At 65.9% G+C, this 17,193-nt stretch carries 15 protein-coding genes; 7 read left to right on the forward strand and 8 right to left on the reverse strand.

Annotated features, from left to right (window positions below; translation table 11 throughout):
* Positions 1 to 98 precede the first annotated feature (98 nt).
* From pepN (ACQU6B_RS09500) to pepN (ACQU6B_RS09530), 7 genes are all read left to right on the forward strand, one after another.
* Positions 99 to 2,687 (forward strand): aminopeptidase N, encoded by a 2,589-nt coding sequence (gene pepN / locus ACQU6B_RS09500; protein WP_430867312.1) that lies wholly within the window; start codon positions 99 to 101, stop codon positions 2,685 to 2,687.
* Positions 2,687 to 2,845, forward strand: a complete 159-nt coding sequence (locus ACQU6B_RS09505) for a hypothetical protein (RefSeq protein WP_430867313.1) — start codon at positions 2,687 to 2,689, stop codon at positions 2,843 to 2,845. The genes pepN (ACQU6B_RS09500) and ACQU6B_RS09505 overlap by 1 nt, the downstream gene beginning before the upstream one ends.
* Before the next feature lie 207 nt (positions 2,846 to 3,052).
* Positions 3,053 to 3,751: a SipW-dependent-type signal peptide-containing protein gene (locus ACQU6B_RS09510; RefSeq protein ID WP_430867314.1), complete on the forward strand. Its 699-nt coding sequence runs from the start codon at positions 3,053 to 3,055 to the stop codon at positions 3,749 to 3,751.
* 24 nt (positions 3,752 to 3,775) lie between these two features.
* Complete coding sequence (locus ACQU6B_RS09515) at positions 3,776 to 4,312, forward strand: S26 family signal peptidase (RefSeq protein WP_430867315.1); 537 nt, start codon at positions 3,776 to 3,778, stop codon at positions 4,310 to 4,312.
* Complete coding sequence (locus ACQU6B_RS09520) at positions 4,305 to 5,168, forward strand: hypothetical protein (protein ID WP_430867316.1); 864 nt, start codon at positions 4,305 to 4,307, stop codon at positions 5,166 to 5,168. Before ACQU6B_RS09515 ends, ACQU6B_RS09520 begins: the two co-directional genes overlap by 8 nt.
* The gene (locus ACQU6B_RS09525; RefSeq protein ID WP_430867317.1) at positions 5,165 to 6,964 is read left to right on the forward strand and encodes a choice-of-anchor G family protein; all 1,800 of its coding nucleotides are present in this window, start codon (positions 5,165 to 5,167) and stop codon (positions 6,962 to 6,964) included. Before ACQU6B_RS09520 ends, ACQU6B_RS09525 begins: the two co-directional genes overlap by 4 nt.
* Positions 6,965 to 7,030: 66 nt before the next feature.
* Positions 7,031 to 9,610 carry an aminopeptidase N gene (gene pepN, locus ACQU6B_RS09530; RefSeq protein ID WP_430867318.1) on the forward strand — a complete coding sequence of 860 codons (2,580 nt, stop codon included), beginning with the start codon at positions 7,031 to 7,033 and terminating at the stop codon, positions 9,608 to 9,610.
* Positions 9,611 to 9,697: 87 nt separating this feature from the next.
* Here the strand turns inward: pepN (ACQU6B_RS09530) and ACQU6B_RS09535 are convergent, their stop codons facing one another.
* The 8 genes from ACQU6B_RS09535 to ACQU6B_RS09570 form a co-directional block, all read right to left on the reverse strand.
* Positions 9,698 to 10,513, reverse strand: coding sequence for an ABC transporter ATP-binding protein (locus ACQU6B_RS09535; protein WP_430867319.1), 816 nt, complete (start codon positions 10,511 to 10,513; stop codon positions 9,698 to 9,700).
* Positions 10,510 to 11,604: a FecCD family ABC transporter permease gene (locus ACQU6B_RS09540; RefSeq protein ID WP_430867320.1), complete on the reverse strand. Its 1,095-nt coding sequence runs from the start codon at positions 11,602 to 11,604 to the stop codon at positions 10,510 to 10,512. The genes ACQU6B_RS09535 and ACQU6B_RS09540 overlap by 4 nt, the downstream gene beginning before the upstream one ends.
* Positions 11,601 to 12,644 (reverse strand): FecCD family ABC transporter permease, encoded by a 1,044-nt coding sequence (locus ACQU6B_RS09545; RefSeq protein ID WP_430867321.1) that lies wholly within the window; start codon positions 12,642 to 12,644, stop codon positions 11,601 to 11,603. The genes ACQU6B_RS09540 and ACQU6B_RS09545 overlap by 4 nt, the downstream gene beginning before the upstream one ends.
* Positions 12,644 to 13,699 (reverse strand): iron-siderophore ABC transporter substrate-binding protein, encoded by a 1,056-nt coding sequence (locus ACQU6B_RS09550; RefSeq protein ID WP_430867322.1) that lies wholly within the window; start codon positions 13,697 to 13,699, stop codon positions 12,644 to 12,646. Before ACQU6B_RS09550 ends, ACQU6B_RS09545 begins: the two co-directional genes overlap by 1 nt.
* A gap of 169 nt (positions 13,700 to 13,868) precedes the next feature.
* Positions 13,869 to 14,525 (reverse strand): metal-dependent transcriptional regulator, encoded by a 657-nt coding sequence (locus tag ACQU6B_RS09555; protein WP_430867323.1) that lies wholly within the window; start codon positions 14,523 to 14,525, stop codon positions 13,869 to 13,871.
* Positions 14,526 to 14,536: 11 nt separating this feature from the next.
* Positions 14,537 to 15,409, reverse strand: coding sequence for a metal ABC transporter permease (locus ACQU6B_RS09560; RefSeq protein ID WP_430867324.1), 873 nt, complete (start codon positions 15,407 to 15,409; stop codon positions 14,537 to 14,539).
* The gene (locus ACQU6B_RS09565) at positions 15,406 to 16,146 is read right to left on the reverse strand and encodes a metal ABC transporter ATP-binding protein (RefSeq protein ID WP_430867325.1); all 741 of its coding nucleotides are present in this window, start codon (positions 16,144 to 16,146) and stop codon (positions 15,406 to 15,408) included. Before ACQU6B_RS09565 ends, ACQU6B_RS09560 begins: the two co-directional genes overlap by 4 nt.
* The gene (locus ACQU6B_RS09570) at positions 16,143 to 17,093 is read right to left on the reverse strand and encodes a metal ABC transporter substrate-binding protein (protein WP_430867326.1); all 951 of its coding nucleotides are present in this window, start codon (positions 17,091 to 17,093) and stop codon (positions 16,143 to 16,145) included. The genes ACQU6B_RS09565 and ACQU6B_RS09570 overlap by 4 nt, the downstream gene beginning before the upstream one ends.
* Positions 17,094 to 17,193: the final 100 nt, after the last annotated feature.

Consider the following 17,193-nt stretch of genomic DNA (forward strand, 5'->3'; position numbering starts at 1 on the left):
AGTATGCCCCTAGGCGAATGCGGCGCGACTGGCAGGCTTATTGCGCCAGTCGCGAACAATTGCGCTCCTACGTCAGCCGGTGGTGCCAAGATAGACGCATGCCAGGAACTAACCTCACGCGCGTAGAGGCTGAAGCCCGCGCCGCAGTCATCACCACCGACAGCTACCAGGTCGAGCTGGACCTCACCACCTCCGAGGACACCTTCCGCTCGACCTCGACAGTGCGCTTCTCCGCCATCCCGGGCGAGGCCACCTTCATCGACCTCATCGCACCCGAGGTTCACAGCATCGTCCTCAACGGCGAGCAGGTGGATCCGGCCACCGCATTCGCGGACAGCCGCATCGCGCTGAGCGGCCTGCAGGCGGACAACGAACTCACCGTGGTTGCCACCGGCGAGTACATGAACACCGGCGAGGGCCTGCACCGCTTCGTCGACCCCGAGGACGGGGAGGTCTACCTCTACAGCCAGTTCGAGGTCGCCGACACGCGTCGCGTTTTCGCCGTGTTCGAGCAGCCCGACCTCAAGGCCTCCTTCCAGTTCACCGTGACCGCCCCGGCGCACTGGCACGTCATCTCCAACAACCCCGGCACCAAGTCTGCCGTCGCCGATGCCACCGTCACTATCGCGGACAAGTCCCACGACGTCGCCCGCTGGGAATTCACGCCCACCACGCGCATCCCCTGCTACGTGACCGCTGTTGTGGCCGGCCCGTACCACCGGGTCGAGGGCACCGTGAAGTCGCGCAAGGGCGTCATCGGCGCAGACGTGTACTGCCGCAAGGCACTCGCGCAGTACCTGGACGCCGACGTGATCCTGAGTGACACCCAGAAGGGCTTCGACTTCTATGAGTCGGCCTTCCAGATGGATTACCCATTCGAGAAGTACGACCAGCTCTTTGTGCCCGAATTCAACGCGGGCGCCATGGAGAACGCGGGCTGCGTCACGTTCCTCGAGGACTACGTGTTCCGGTCCAAGACCGCGCAGGCACGCGTCGAGCGCCGCACCGTGACGATCCTGCACGAACTCGCGCACATGTGGTTCGGCGACCTGGTCACCATGAAGTGGTGGAACGACCTGTGGCTCAACGAGTCATTCGCCGAGTTCATGTCGACGCTCGCCACGGCCGAGACCATCAACTCGAACGCCTGGGTCACGTTCAACTCGCTGGAGAAGTCCTGGGCCTACCGCCAGGATCAGCTTCCCTCGACGCACCCCATCATGGCGAACATCCGCGACCTGGAGGACGTCGAGGTCAACTTCGACGGCATCACCTACGCCAAGGGCGCCTCGGTGCTCCGTCAGATGGTCGCGTGGGTGGGGCAGGACAAGTTCTTCGAAGGTGTCGCGGAGTACTTCCGCAAGCACCACCACGGCAACACCACGCTCAACGACCTGCTCGTTGAACTCGAGAAGGCGTCGGGCCGCGACCTGGACTCCTGGAGCGACGTCTGGCTGCAGAAGGCCGGCGTCACCACGCTGCGTCCGATCATCGAGGTCGACACCCACGACGACATCGCCGCGTTCACCATCAAGCAGGAGACCCCCGCCGACTGGCCTACGCAGCGCCCCCACCGCCTGGGAATTGGCGGCTATGACGTCAAGGTGGACGAGCACGGCGAGGTAACGCTCGAGCGCGTCATGTTCGTCGAGATCGACATCGACGGCCCCTCCACGGACGTCACCGAGCTCATCGGTGTCCACCGTCCTGCCCTGATCCTGGTTAACGACGGGGACCTGGCGTACGCGAAGGTCCGCATGGACGACGACTCGCTGGCGACCGCCGTCGAGCACCTGCACGGCTTCACGGACCCCCTGCCGCGCTCGATGGTCCTTGCTTCGGCTTGGGACATGACGCGCGATGGCGAGATCCCCGCGCGCCAGTTCGTCGACCTGGTGCTCAAGAACATCGCGACCGAGGACCAGTCCACCATCACGATGATGTTGCTGCGTCAGCTGGAGACCGCGCTCGCGATGTACGTCGCTCCGGACGCGGCCGAGGCGGCCACCCACGCGGCCGCGGACACTCTCTGGCACCTCGCGCTGACCGCCGACGCCGGCAGCGACAACCAGCTGCAGTTCGTGAAGGCCTTCGCCACTCTCGCCTCGACCGAGAGCCAGCTGGACACCGTCCAGGGTCTGCTGGACGAGAAGCTGCACCTCGACGAGCTCCCCATCGACTCCGATCTGTCGTGGGATCTCCTCACTTCGCTCGTCGCCGGTGGCCGTTGCGCCGAGGTCGCGATCGAGTTGCAGCTGTCGAAGGACGCGACCGCGTCCGGCGAGCGCCGCGGTGCGCTGGCACGCGCCGCGATCCCCACTGCGAAAGCCAAGCGTGCCGCGTGGGACCTCCTCGTCAACGCAGAGAAGGACCTCACCAACGCTCTGCAGTCGTCCGCGACCGGCGGCTTCGGCCACGTTCACGACACGGCCCTACTCGAGCCCTTCGTCGACGACTACTTCGCCTCGGTCCGACGCATTTACAACGACAAGACCAACGAGATGGCGGCCAACCTCATTGAGGGCCTCTACCCGGCTCAGCTCGCCGGGCGCGTGCCGGACCTGCAGGACAAGGCGGATACGTGGCTCGCGGAGAACGCCGACGCCCACGACGCGCTCAAGCGGATGATCATCGAGGGCCGCGACGGAGTGCGCCGCGCCCTCCAGGCACAGGCGAAGGACGCCTGATGGCGGAACTCGACGGCGACGGCTCTACGCCTCCGCAGAGCGAACCGGCGCCCCAGTCGGCTAGGTCGCGGCGCATCAACATGATCATGTGGATCCTGGTCGCCGTGGTCGCGGTGGCCTTCCTGGGGATCGCTTTCGTCACCATGTCCAACGGCTAGCTCGGGCCGGAATCCGTATCGTTTCGACCCGGCGCAGCGCCAGCGCCGCGAAGTTCATGGCAAACACCAGGCATTTTGTTTCTCCTTTAACTTCTTCCGCACACCGAGTGGCATACCCAACACCACCTACTGACTGAAGCAACGCGTGCCCTACGTTAAAACGAGGCGACCCGACCACGAGTCGCCTTTGACATTCAAGGGGCGGACATGGAACAGGCAAAGCGCAACAAGGTCATGGCGATACTGGCTGGAGGCGCCATCCTGGGCGTTGGCGGGGCATTCACGCTCGCGGCCTGGACAGACACCGAGTGGGTGTTCGCGGGCGACGGCACGGGCGGGCCCGGCGTGTCCACGAGTGTGTTTGAGGTAGAGCAGAACACCTCCTTCCCTTTCGACGGCCTCGATACCTCGTTCTCCAACCAGGAGGACAACCCCGGAGGCACCCTCGGGTTCGACGCCCTGGCGATGACTCCCAGCCAGGTGGTCTACGCGCCCGTGGCGCTGCGAAGCACTGCGGACTCCCTTGCGGGAACGCTTCACCTGAACGCTGCGGTCGATGCGGCTATCGCCGATGATCTGGTCGCGCTTGACCCCAACAATTACCTGTGGGACAACCTCGAGTTGGCAGTCGGCTACGAAGTTCTCCTCGACGGCGTGAATCCACCCGCGTGCGACGAAGACGAATTCGACGACTTCACTGGTCAATTCAGCGGGTCAGGGCTCAGTTCCGGCCCGGCAGCCGCCAACACGCAGGCACTGCTTGCCGCGGGGGCGAATGTCGCGCATTACTGCTTCCGGATCACGATGCCGACTACGTTGACCGGTCCGACTCCAAGCATCAACGACCTCCAAGGGCTGTCCGTCGCCCCCGCCTGGTTGTTCGACGCTACCTCTACCGAGCCGTAAGCCACCAGCAACCAGTCGCTCGCCATGGGCCGCACAGTGAAAGACATCGTCGTGGGCATCGCCGGCGTGATTGGCCTGCTCGCCATCACCTGGCTGGCTTTGTCGATCTTCTTTGGCTTCACGCTGATCGTGTTTCGCACGGGCTCCATGTCTCCCTCCATGCCCACGGGCGCCGCCGCGATAGCGGTGCCCGTGAGCGCGGCGCAGATCGAGGTGGGCGACGTCCTCACCGTCGACCGCGGCGACGGCAAGTTGCCCATCACCCACCGGGTGGTCGGCATTGAACCCGATCCAGGCAACCCCGAGGGTCGCCTGGTGACGATGCGCGGCGACGCCAACGACATTGACGACCGCGCCCCTTACGAGGTCACGGAGGCGATGCGCGTAGTGGCCTCCGCTCCCGGCGTCGGGACCGCGCTCGTGCAGTTGCGCCAGCCGCCGATGCTGGCGGCCACGACCCTGCTGCTCGCAGGGATCGTGACCTGGGGATTCTGGCCCGCCCGCGAAACAGAAAAGTCACCCAAACAAGAGTCGAAGGAGCACGTGCACGCCGATGCCTAAGCCCGCCCGCAGCACACGCCTATTACGAGCCGTCGCCGGCACGTTCTCGGTGTTGTGCCTGGGCGCGGGCCTCACGCTCGGCGCCGAGACCGCGTGGGCGGCCTGGGTCGACGTGCCCGACAACGGCCAGGTCGGCCTGCTCGAGCTCTACTCCGACCCCTACCCGATGCAGTCCCTTGACCTCACCCCTGGCGCAGTCAACGAGTGGCAGATCCGCGCCTCGCTCACCCAGGACTCTTCGCAGTTGACCATGTACTTTGCCCGCGAAGGCGTACTGGTGTCCCACGCAGACGCCCTCCAGATCATCGTGCAGATGTGCTCCCTGGAGTGGGACACGGCTGTCTCCCCCGCCACCTGCCCCGCCACCCTCACTCACGTCATCGGACCCGTTCCGGCGTCGGATCCCAGCCTGGGGCCGATGACTCCGATGTTCGATGCGGTGACGACGGGGACTCCGCTGAACTTGGGAAGCATCAGCGACGCCGAGTTCGCCTTCGTGCTTGCGACCGTCTGGATCGACGACGGCCCGGGCACGACCAACGACACCTCGCTGATGGGCCAGAGCGGCGAGTTTGGGTTCGCGTTTGTCGCCGAGTACGACGACGCGGCGCCGCTACCCACCCCCGATCCCTCGTCCTCGCCCACTCCGACTGAGCCCGGTGAGCCCGCCGTCACCCCCTCGCCCTCCCCCACGCCCTTGCCCTTGCCCGCAAGCCCTCCGGGGCTGGCGTCGACCGGACTAGACGCCCTCACCCTGGTCTTGTTGGCAGGCGGCGCGCTCGGTCTGGGCGCGACCCTGCGTGCGGGCCGTTCGCGTACTTCCACTCCGGCCGTGACTGAGGGGGAATCCCCATGAGACTCCCTAGGATTAAGCGTCCGCACCGCGCCGCCGCCGGCGCGGCAGTCGTGGGAGCGCTCATCGTCGCGATGTTCGCCACCGTGACGGTCACTAACGCGTCTTGGCGCGACGAAGAGTGGGACTACGCCGCGTTCTCCACCATCGACTGCGCTTCCCCCGCCGCCCATGAGACGCGTGGCGCCGGCAAGCTGCTGTCCGGCGACCTGTTGAGCGTCGACCTCGACGGCATCGTCGCGCTCGACGGCGTCACCGCCACGAACGACGGCACCTCGTCAAGCGTCGCCCCGGCGTCGTCGAGCACTCTCGGCTCCGACACCTACGCAAACCCGCTGAGCGTCTCCGCGCTGGGCGCCATCAACGTGGATCTTGGCGGCGCACTCGTGCTGCCATTGGGCGCCGATGTCGGGCTCCTGAATCAATACGCGAACGCCAGCGCAGACGGCACGTCCGCCGGAGCCTCCGGCGTGGTGAACGACTCGGGCGCTATTGACCTCTCGGCCATCCCCCCTGGACCGGGAATGCCCACGTTCGCCACGCTCGAACTCGGGCAGGTGCTGGACTCCGTGATGGGTACCGGCCTAGGCGGCGGCATCGCGAACCTCGCGGACGTGCGCGTCGACGTGGGGGCTGTGGCTTCCTCCACCGAGCTCGACGGCTGCGCCGCCGACTGGAGCGGCGACGTGTATTCCGCTCTAGACCGCGACTACTACATCGCGGGGTTGCGCACCGAGCTCGAGTCGGCGCTGATCGGCGACCTCGTCACCACCGGCGACACCGCGTTGAACGGGCTCGAGACCACCGTCGAGGCCCTGGCTGGAGATGCCGGCTTGCTGTCGTCACTGTCAAGCGCCATCGGAGTTGTTGTTGGCGGTGTCGCTACCGGAGTAGGACTCGGCACCATCTCTACAACCCTCATGTTAGATCTGGACCTCACGGACGCCCGCGAGCTACTTGTCGGCACCATCCAAGATTCTGACGGGATCGTCACTCTAGACCTCGGCACGGGCGTCGCGATCATCGACACTGCGGCGCTTTTTGACTCAGTAGAAGGACTCAACAACCAGGCCCCAAACACACAATTGCTACTGAATGACACCGTGATCAACGCGCTTTCAGCCGCGGTCGCGAGTGCGCTGTCCGACTGGGTCGACAACGTTGTCGCCGCGATCGATGCGGCTCTCGCCGCGGTGCACGTGACGCTCATGACGAACATCGGGGTCAAAGTACCGGTTGTCGGTACGGACCTCGGCAGCATCTCCTTAGGCGTCGACGCCTCACTTGAAGCGCTCGAGAACGGTTCAGCGCCGGTCACCGCCGTCTTCACCCCCGCCGGCATCGTTTGCACGTTACTCCCCTCCGCCTGCGCTCTCGTCGGAGCTCTCGTCACGGCGATCGTGAATGACTTACCCGGACCGTTGGGCGACGCCATCTACGGCACACTGCAGCCAGCGATCGACTCGGTCGCCACCCCGATCGTGACGGGACTCCTGAGTGACCTTCAAGCACTCTCCGCAAGCATTGTGACGATGCTGGGCTCATCACTTGACTTCCTATTCGGCGAGTCCGGGGTGCTATCCCTGGTCGTCAACGCGCAGAACGCGCCGGACCCGGCCGAGGACGCCGGCCATCCCCTGCCCGGCTGGGCGGGCGGACTCGATGCCCCTACTGTCACCCCCTACTCGACGGGCCAGTACGACGTGTCCGCGATTCGCCTGGTAGCCGTCGGGGTGCTCGCGGGCGGGCTCGCGCTCGACTTTGGGCGGTCCTCGGCGGGCAGCAACGGCCCCGCCTAGGAGCCGTCCTTCGGCGCGCGAGAACCGTGGGCGACGAACCCCCGCCCACGGTGCGAGAATTGACGCATGCCTATCACGCTCACCAAGGACGAGGCCCGCACCCGGGCTCAGCTAGTTTCCCACGCCACCTACGCGCTGGACTTCGACTTCACCGGCGCGGGGCACAGCCCCACGTTCCGCTCCCGCACCACGCTGCGGTTCGATGCGACGGCCGGCTCCGACACCTTTGTAGAGCTGGTGTCCCCGCACGTCCACAGCATCGTGCTCAACGGCCAGGCCCTCGACATCCTGGCAGTGCACCGCGACGACCGCATCGCGCTGTCCGGGCTACTCGAGGCCAACGTGCTCGAGGTTGACGCGGAGTGCAAGTACAGCACCTCCGGGCAGGGCATCCACCGGTTCGTGGACCCCGAGGATGGCGAGGCGTACCTGTACTCGCAGTTCGCCATCGACGACGCGCGGCGCGCGTTCGCCGCGTTCGACCAGCCGGACATCAAGGGCGTCTTCACCACCTCCGTACTGGCCCCCGCGCACTGGCTGGCACTGTCCAACTCCGTCGCGCCCGAGCCGACCGCCGCCGAGGGCTCCGCCCCGGTCGCGGGAACCGAGCACGGGGTCCAGCGCTGGGAGTTCGCCGCCACCGTCCCCATCCCCTGCTACGTGGCGGGCATCCACGCCGGCCCGTACGTGTACGAGGAAACCACCATCCAGTCCAAGAAGGGTCCCGTCCCGGCGCGACTCTACGGTCGCCCGCAGCTACGCGAGCACTTCGCCGCCGAGGACATCTTCGCGGACACGCAGCGCGGCTTCACGCTGTACGAGGACATCTTCGAGACCGAGTACCCCTACGACAGCTACGACCAGATCTACGTGCCCGAATACAACTGGGGCGCCATGGAGAACGTGGGCTGCGTGACCATCTCCGAGGACAAGTACCTGTTCCACTCCCGGGTCTCCAACGCGGACCACGAGGCCCGCTCCAACGTGGTGCTGCACGAGCTCGCGCACATGTGGTTCGGCAACCTGGTGACCATGCAGTGGTGGGACGACCTGTGGCTCAACGAGTCGTTCGCCGAGTTCGTGTCGACCTACGCGTGCATCGAGACCACCGAGTGGGTCGACGCCTGGGTGGGCTTCGGCTCGTCTCGCAAGTCCGTGGCCTACGTGCAGGACCAGCGCCCCAGCACGCACCCCGTGCTCGGCAACATTGCCAGCGTCGAGGCGGTGGCCGGGACGTTCGACATGATCACCTACGCGAAGGGCGCCTCCGCCCTCAAGCAGCTCGCTCTGACTCTGGGCTACTCGACGTTCTTTGCGGGCGTCGCGGCGTACATCCGCGCCCACCACCACGCCAACGCCACGCTCGGCGATCTGTTCGCGGAACTCGAGGCCGCATCGGGCAGGGACCTAAGCGACTGGTCGCAGGCGTGGCTCGAGACGGCCGGCGTGACCACACTGGTCGCCGAGGTCGCGACCGACGAGGCCGGCGCCATCACCCGCCTCGCGGTGCGCGAGGACGCCCCGGCGGAGTACCCCACCCAGCGCCCGCACCAGCTCGAGGTGGGCGGCTACTCGTGGCGCGGCATCGAATTCATGCCCGTGTTCCGCGTGCAGGTGTCCACGGAGGGCGAGGTCACCGAGGTGCCCGAGCTCATCGGCCAGCAGCGCCCCGACCTGCTCGTGGTCAACGACCGCGACCTCACCTACGCGAAAATGCACCTGGACCAGGCCTCGCTCGAGACCGTCTCAGAACAGGTGGGCGACATCGACGACCCGATGCTCCAGTCCGTCGTGCTCGACTCGCTGTGGCACATGTGCCGCGACGGCGCGCTGACGCCCGCGAAGTACATCGACGCAGTCGTCGCCGCGTTGCCCGTGATCGACCACTCGCAGGTGCGCGCGTCGCACTGCGCGAACGTCATCACGGCCGTAGGGCTCTACGCGGCACCCGACTCCACCCTGTCGCTCGCCATCGCCACCGCCGACCAGGTCTGGCAGGTGCTGTCAGACGCCGAGTCCGGATCCGACCTGCAGCTCCAGGCGCTGGAACTGTTCGCCGCGCTGGCCGCATCGGACGCGCAGGCGGACACCCTCGCGGCACTCCTGAGCGGCACCCAGACCCTGGCAGAGCTGCCGATCGACGCCGACCTGGAGTGGTCGCTGGTCTCCGGGCTCGCCCGCGTGGGCCGCGTCGACGACGCAGACATTGACGCGCGGCTGGCGCAGGACTCGACGTCCGCCGGAGCGCGTCGCGGCGCCGGTGCCCGCGCGAGCATCGGGAACCTCGAAGCCAAGACGCGCGCGTGGGAGCGACTCGCCTCCCCCGCAGCGGCACCGCTGCCCAACTCGCAGGCCTACGAGGTCGCGCTGGGCATCTCGCGGGTCAACGACCCCGCGATGCTCGCTCCGCTCGCCGAGACGATCCTGGATCAGTTGAGGGCCACGTACGAGTCGCTGGACTCGTTTATGGCGATGCGCGTCGCGACCTACGCGTTCCCGCACTGGGCCGCCGGCCGCGTGCCCGGGTTCGTGGAGTCGCTGGATGCTTGGCTCACCGCGAATGCAGACGCCCCCACGGTCCTAGTCAAGATTGTGACCGAGGGCCGGTTCGAGGCACTCCGGGCCGAGGCGGCGCAACGGGCGTAGCCCCGCTCCTTGCCCCGCCCACGTAGCGGTCCGCGAACATACGTCGCGGGCCGCTCACTGTGTTTGCGGTCAATGGAAGGCGGCTTCTCAGCCCTGCAACCAACGCTCTGCGTGATAGCGGCCGCGGGGAAGCATCAGCGGAGTGCCCGATGTAGGGTCCTCGATCACGGCACTCTCTAGACCGAAGACCGCCCGCACCATGTCGACCGTAAAGACAGCCCCGGGCGTTCCGACGGCGTGAACGCCGCCATCCACCATCGCCACCAGGTGGTCCGCGTAGCGCGCGGCAAGGTTCAGGTCGTGCAGCACCATCACGATGGTGGTGCCGCGCTCGCGGTTCAAATCCGTGAGGAGGTCGAGCACCTCGACCTGGTGAGCCACGTCCAGAAACGTGGTGGGCTCGTCGAGGAGCAGCACGTCTGTTTCCTGCGCGAGCGCCATCGCGATCCAGGCGCGCTGCCGCTGGCCGCCGGACAACTCGTCGACGGCGCGCTCAGCTAGCTCCAAGGTTTCGGTTGCCTCAAGTGCCGCGGCCACGGCCTCGTCGTCCTGCCGGGTCCACCGCGACATGACGCGCTGGTGCGGGTGCCGCCCGCGACCCACCAAGTCCGCGACCGTGATTCCCTCGGGCGCAATAGGCGATTGCGGGAGCAAGCCCATCTCACGAGCAAGCTCCTTGGCCGGCATTCTATGGACACTCTTGCCGTCCAATAGAACGTGGCCAGAACGTGGGGACAAGAGCCGCGTCATGGAGCGCAGCAGGGTGGACTTACCGCACGCGTTGGCTCCCACGATGGCGGTGATCTTGCCCGGCGGAATCTCAAGGCTGAGGTTGTCGACCACCAGCCGGTCGCCGTAGCCCAGCGAGAGTTGGTTGGCTTCTAGGGTGTGTGAGGACGTCATAGCGACCCGCCCTTTCGGTTGGAACTGATGATGAGGTAGAGCAAGAACGGCGCACCTAGCGCGCCCGTCACCACTCCGACGGGATAGCGTGTGCCCAGCAGCCACTGCCCACAGAAGTCGGCGACCAGCACGAGCAGCGCGCCGGTAAGCGCGGCGGGAATCAGCAACGACCCGTGTGGACCCACCATGCGCGCGGCAATGGGTCCCGACAGGAATGCGACGAACGCAATTGGCCCGGCGGCCGCCGTGGCGAAGGAGATCAGTCCCACGGCGGAGACCACGATGACAACCCGACTGAGGTTGACCCTCACGCCCAGCGCCGATGCCGCGTCGTCACCAAGTTGCAAGATAGCTAGATTGCGCGCCTGCCCGAGGAGCAACGGCGTCAGCACCAACAACGCGATCGCGAGGGGCAAAATGTCCTCCCAGCGCGCTCCGTTGAGGCTTCCCGAAAGCCATCGCATCGCCTCTTGCAGGTCCCACTCGCCCGCGCGGCTCAATAGGTACGCGATGACGCTCTCGAGCATGGCCGCGATGCCGATGCCGATCAGGATCAGTCGCGTACCCAGCACCCCAGATTTGTACGACAGCAGGTAGATCAGCATCGCGATGGCTAGCCCCGCGACAATGGCAAAGACCGACACTTGAGAGCCACTGAGCCCCAAGACGATGATTGCGAACGCTGCGGCGGCACTGGCGCCGGCGCTGATGCCAATGATGTCCGGACTGGCAAGCGGATTGCGCAGCATCGTCTGAAACGCGACGCCGGCCATCCCAAAACTGAGCCCAGCGAGCACTCCGAGAACAGCGCGCGGCAGACGCAGGGTGCCTACGGTGAACGAGGCCCCGTCAACGTCTTGACCGAGGACAACTCGCCACACCTCACCTGGCCCGTAAAACGTGTGCCCGAACATGAGTAGCGCGGCAAACACGGCCGCGATAGCGACGGACAGCGCGGCTATCACGATGATCCGGCGGCGGCCGCGGCGGCGACGCCCCGCGGACAACCCAGCGCCCGCGGCGGTGCGGCGAGCAGAGCCAGGCTCACGCCCGGCGGCTACCGCGGCGCGGCGCCCGGTGGGGACGCTCATAGTTCACGCACCTTTTGACGGCGGACGATGTGGATAAAGACCGGAGCACCAATCAGCGCGGTGATGATGCCCACCTCGATCTCGCCCGGCCGTGCGATAACTCGTCCCACTACGTCCGCTGCAATCACCAGCGCGGCGCCAACAACCGCACCGAATGGCACGAGCCAGCGGTGATCGACCCCCACTAGCAACCGGCAGACGTGAGGAACGACGAGGCCAACAAAGGCAATGGGCCCGGCAACGGCGGTCGCCGCCCCACAAAGCAACACCGCACCGACCGCTGCGCTGGCTCGCGCCACCGCCACTCGCTCACCAAGCCCGGTGGCGACGTCGTCTCCGAGGGCCAGATTGTTGAGTCGGCGTGCGCTGAGCCAACTGACGATGAGTCCCACGGTAAGGAACGGCAAGACCGCGCCAATAGTGTCGAAACTCGCGCCACCGACGCCGCCCACCTGCCAGGACCGAACAGAACCGGCGATGTCGTTGCGCGGCAGTACAATCGCGCTCACAAAGGCTCCCAGCGCCACCGCGGTTGCGGCGCCAGCCAGCGCGAGTTTCAGCGGCGTAGCCCCGCCCCGGCCGAGCGCGCCCACCAGGTACACAAAGATGGCGGCAACTGTGGCGCCCATGATTGCTATCCAAATAAACCCGCTCGCGGTCCACAGACCAAAAAATGCGATGCCCACGACTACCGCCAGCGATGCCCCGGCGTTGACTCCCAGGATTCCGGGGTCCGCGAGTGGATTGCGGGTCACCCCCTGCATCATCGTGCCGGAGACCGCGAGCGCAGCGCCCACAATCAGGGCCAGCAAGGTGCGCGGTACGCGCTTGAGGACCGCTGCCTGGCCGAGATTGTCTGCCTGGCCCTGGAGTCCCGCGATCATGTCCTCCAGGGACACCCCGCGCGCGCCAACGGAGATCGACAAAAGGATGAGTACGACTAGCACGCCGAATGCGAGGGCGAGCCACGCCAGACGCACGCGCGTCGGGCGCCGCACAATGGCGACGCCCGACAGCGGCTTGGTGGTTACTGCTGTCACTACGACTTGCTCGCGGCCTCAGCCAACAGGGTCAGGTAGTCATCGAGCACCCAGGAGATGGACAGCGGCGTGGGGTTCGCCGCCGTACCCATGGGGCCACTGCCATTAAGGAACACCACGGCATCGTTCTCAACGGCGGGCATCTGCGAGAGCAGCGGGTCAGCCTTGAGCGTTTCTACGAGTTCCTGGTCTCCGTACGTGACGATGATGTCTACGTCGTCAAACTGGTCGACCTGCTCGGCGCTGATGCTGCCGGAGAATTCACCCGTCGCCGATGCTTCGGCCACGCTCGCTGGCTCGCTCATTCCCAGTTCACCAAGGAAGGCTGCCCGGGTGTCATTGCTCGTGTAGAACTTCACCGTGCTCAGGTCCGCGGTGTCGACGTGGGTCAGAAACATGGTGCTCTTGCCCTCGAGGCCGGGGTGAGCGGCAACGGTGTCGGTGATCTCTTGCTGAAGATCCGCGACAAGCTCCTCCCCCTCGGCAAGCATGCCCATACCTGCGGCGTTGGACAGGATCATGTCGCTCCACGAGGTCACCCACGGGCCCTCGGGGTAAGCGACAGTGGGAGCGATCTCGCTCAAGGTGTTGTAGTCCTCCTGGGTCAGGCCGGAGTAGGCCGCCAGGATCACATCGGGATTGGTGTCCGCGACTGCCTCGAAGTCGATTCCGTCTGTTTCGTCAAAAAGCACAGGGGCCTCGGCGCCCAGCTCCGCGAGCCGCTCCTCCACCCACGGGAGCATCCCGTTGCCGTCGTCGTCACCAAACGTCACCGCCTGCATTCCCACAGGCACTACACCGAGCGCGAGAGGCACCTCTTGGTTGGCCCAGCTGACCGTGGCCACGCGCTCGGGAACACCCTCGATGGTCGTGGTGCCGAAGGCGTGCTCAATGGTGGTGACCTCGGCTGTGGCCGTCGCGGAGGCGGTGGGGGCCGACGAGGTAGATGATGCGTCGGGCGTCGCCGTTGAGTCGTCCGTCGAGCCGCTGCAGGCCGTGAGCATGGTCATGGCGGCGACCGCGCACGACGCGGCCAATACGCGGGCAGTGCGCATAGATATTCTCCATTCAAGAAAGACTGTGGTCGGCGGTAGGCGGTGCCACTAGAGGCGACTGCACCCACGGCCACGGCCCACCCCTTTGTTAGGTAAGCCTTACCGAATACTAGGGCTAATTATGCAACGCGTCAATCACGTAAAGAGGGTCGAGCGGCACTCTCGTCGGCTAAACCACGGTGACGCGGATTGCGTGGGGCGCGGGCTCGGGCAGGGTTGCCTTGGCGCCCCCCAGTTCCAGGGCGACCACGACATCGGCCGCGTGCCGTGCGGCGACCACGACCTCGGTGCCGATGGTGATGCCGTATTGATCGAGTTTGCGTAGCAGCGCGGGGTCGTCGTCGTGGACTCGCTCGATGCGCACGCGCGTCCCCAACTCAATCTCGCCCAGCGGCGTCAGCGAGAGCTCGGCTAGCGTGCCGTTTGAACGCGGAATCGGATCACCGTGCGGGTCAACGGTCGGGTTGCCCAGCTTCTGGTCGAGCCGGTCCACGAACAGGTCCGACACCGCGTGCTCGAGCACCTCAGCCTCGTCGTGGACCTCATCCCAGCCGTAGCCCAGGTAGTCCACCAAGAAGGTCTCAATCAGGCGATGCTTGCGGATGACGGTGAGCGCCAGCTGCTGGCCCTGCGCTGTGAGGGTGATGGCGCCGTAAGGCGCGTGTGACAGCAATCCCCTGTCCGAGAGCTTGCGTACGGCTTCGGACACGGACGATGGCGCGAGGCCAAGCTTTGTGGCGAGGGCGCCGGTCGTCACTGGCTTGTCTGACCACTCGCCCGAATTGAAGACCACCTTGAGGTAGTTTTCGATGACGCGACTTTCCATGATGAGCCCCCTCATGCAGGCACCGCGAGCCGGTCCCTTCTGCGTTGCGACATCCGGCGGCCGATCACCCCATGGCGCGGGCTGAACAGGTAGACCAATGCAAAGACAGCGCCTTGCACGACCACCACGAGGCCGCCCGACGAGGCATCAATCCAGTAACTCAGGTAGATGCCCGCGATCGACGATACCGCAGACATGGTGGGGGCGATGATGAGCATTCGGCCGAACCGATCCGTCAGCAGGTACGCGGTCGCCCCCGGGATGATCAGCAGGGCGACCACCAGGATCACGCCTACTACCTGCAACGCGACCACAGCCGTCACCGCCAGCACCCCCAACAGCAGTCCGCTGAGGAAGCGCGGCGACAGCCCGATCGCGAAGGCGTGAGTGGGGTCAAAGGCGAAGAGCGTGAGGTCGCGGCGCTTAATGACAAGGACCCCAAAAGCGAGGAACGCCAGCCCCGCGACCTGGATCATGTCGCCGGTGGAGACTCCGAGAATGTTGCCAAAAATGATGTGGTTGAGGTCAGTTTGGCTCGGGGTCACCGAGATCAGCACCAGGCCCAGCGCGAACAGAGTGCTGAACACAATGCCGATGGCGGCGTCCTCCTTAACTCGACTGGTGCCACGGACTACGCCAATCAGCACCACCGCCAGGAAGCCGAAGATCAACGCCCCGATCGCGAAAGGCGCCCCTACGATGTACGCCAGCACGACTCCGGGCAGCACTGCGTGAGAGACCGCGTCTCCCATGAGGGACCAGCCCACCAGCACCAGCCAACAGGACAACACCGCGCAGACCACGGCCGCCAACACGGTCGTCGCAATCGCCCGCACCATGAAGTCATACTGCAAGGGCTCCACCAAGATGTCGATGAGGCTCACTGGATCAGTTCCGATCCAGCGACGTCCAAGCCGAAGGCGCGCGCGAGCATGTGCGGCTGCAGGGCCTGGTCCACCGGACCCTGGAACACCACGCGGTGCAGGAGCAGCACCGCTTCCTCCGCGAGGGATGGGAGCGCGTGGAGATCGTGGGTCGACACCAAGATGGTGCAGCCGTTGGCAGCAAGTTCCCGCAAGAGGGCGATGATAGTCGCCTCGGAGGGCTTGTCCACTCCTGCGAAGGGTTCGTCCAGCAGCATGATGTTGGCGCCCTGTGCGATACCCCGCGCCACGAAGGCCCGCTTCTTCTGGCCTCCCGAGAGTTGCCCGATCTGCCGGTCCGCGAAGCCACTCAAGTCAACGCGTTCCAAGGCATTTGCGACGGCGAGCCGGTCCGCTGCCCGGGGCCGACGAGTCAGTCCCTGGCGCCCGTACCTTCCCATCATGACCACGTCCCGCACGGACACGGGAAAGGCCCAGTCGACCGCCTCGCTTTGGGGCACGTAGCTCAGCGAGCCACTCTTGCGCGCCACGGCCGGGTCCTCGCCATCTATCAGGACTCTGCCTTTGACGGGCTTCACCATTCCAGTAATCGCCTTGAACAGGGTGGACTTGCCCGCCCCGTTCATGCCGATCAGGCCAGTAATGCCGCCCGGCGCGACGTTCAGGGAAACTCCGTCGAGGGCGAGCACGTCGCCATACTTCACCGTGACGTCGGCGACCGATATCCCCGCGGTCATTGCGTGGCGCCCGCGAGACCGGCGACTATGAGGTCCGCGTCGTGACGAATCAGATCGAGGTAGGTGGGCACGGGACCGTCGGCCTCGGAGAGCGAGTCCACGTAGAGGGTTCCTCCGAACGTGGTGTCCGTGGCCTCCACTACCTGGCGCATCGGCTTGTCCGAAACGGTCGACTCGCAGAAGACGGCCGGGACTTCGCTCTGGGACACGAACTCGATGGCGGCGATGATCTGCTGGGGAGTCGCCTGCTGCTCTGCGTTGACGGCCCAAATGTAGGACTCGGTGAGGCCGGCGTCCCTGGCGAGGTAGGTGAACGCCCCCTCGCAGGTCACGAGCGCCCGGTGGTCTGCTGGCAGGCGCGAAAGGTCCGCGACGAGGTCGTCCTGAATCACCTGGAGTTGGTCCTGATAGTCCTTCCCGTTAGCCTCGTAGTCGCTCGCGTGCTCGGGGTCCAACTCGCTGAACGCGTCGATCATGTTGTCCACGTAGACCTGCACGTTGAGGGGACTCATCCACGCGTGGGGATTGGGCTTTCCCGCGTAGGTGTCGCCGGTAATGTCCATGACTTCCACACCCTCGGTAACGACGACGTGCGGAACGTCCAGGGGCGCCACGAACTGCTCGAACCAAAGTTCCAGATTGAGCCCGTTATCAAGGATCAGATCGGCATCCGTCGCCTTGCGGATGTCTCCAGGCGTGGGCTCGTACCCATGGATCTCGGCGCCCACTTTGGTGATGGATTCCACGGTGAGATGATCGCCCGCGACGTTCTGCGCAATATCCGCGAGCACGGTGAATGTGGTCAGTACGACGGGGCGCTCCCCGCCGTCGACGCCATGCTTCGCCGCCGAGGCGTCGGACGGGGCGCAACCGGCGACCCCGTACGCGGAAACGATGGCGACCGCACAAAGCGATGCGGCCCGGACAATGGAGTTAGTTTTCGGCATACCGAAAACATACAGTTTCGGCGCACCGAAATCAAGCCTCCGGGGCAGCGATCGCCGACTCGTTCCGGTGTCGTTGCGCTTAAGGCCGCCAGGTGCGCGT

The organism is Demequina aurantiaca, from assembly GCF_050598105.1.
Taxonomy (GTDB): Bacteria; Actinomycetota; Actinomycetes; order Actinomycetales; family Demequinaceae; genus Demequina; species Demequina aurantiaca_A.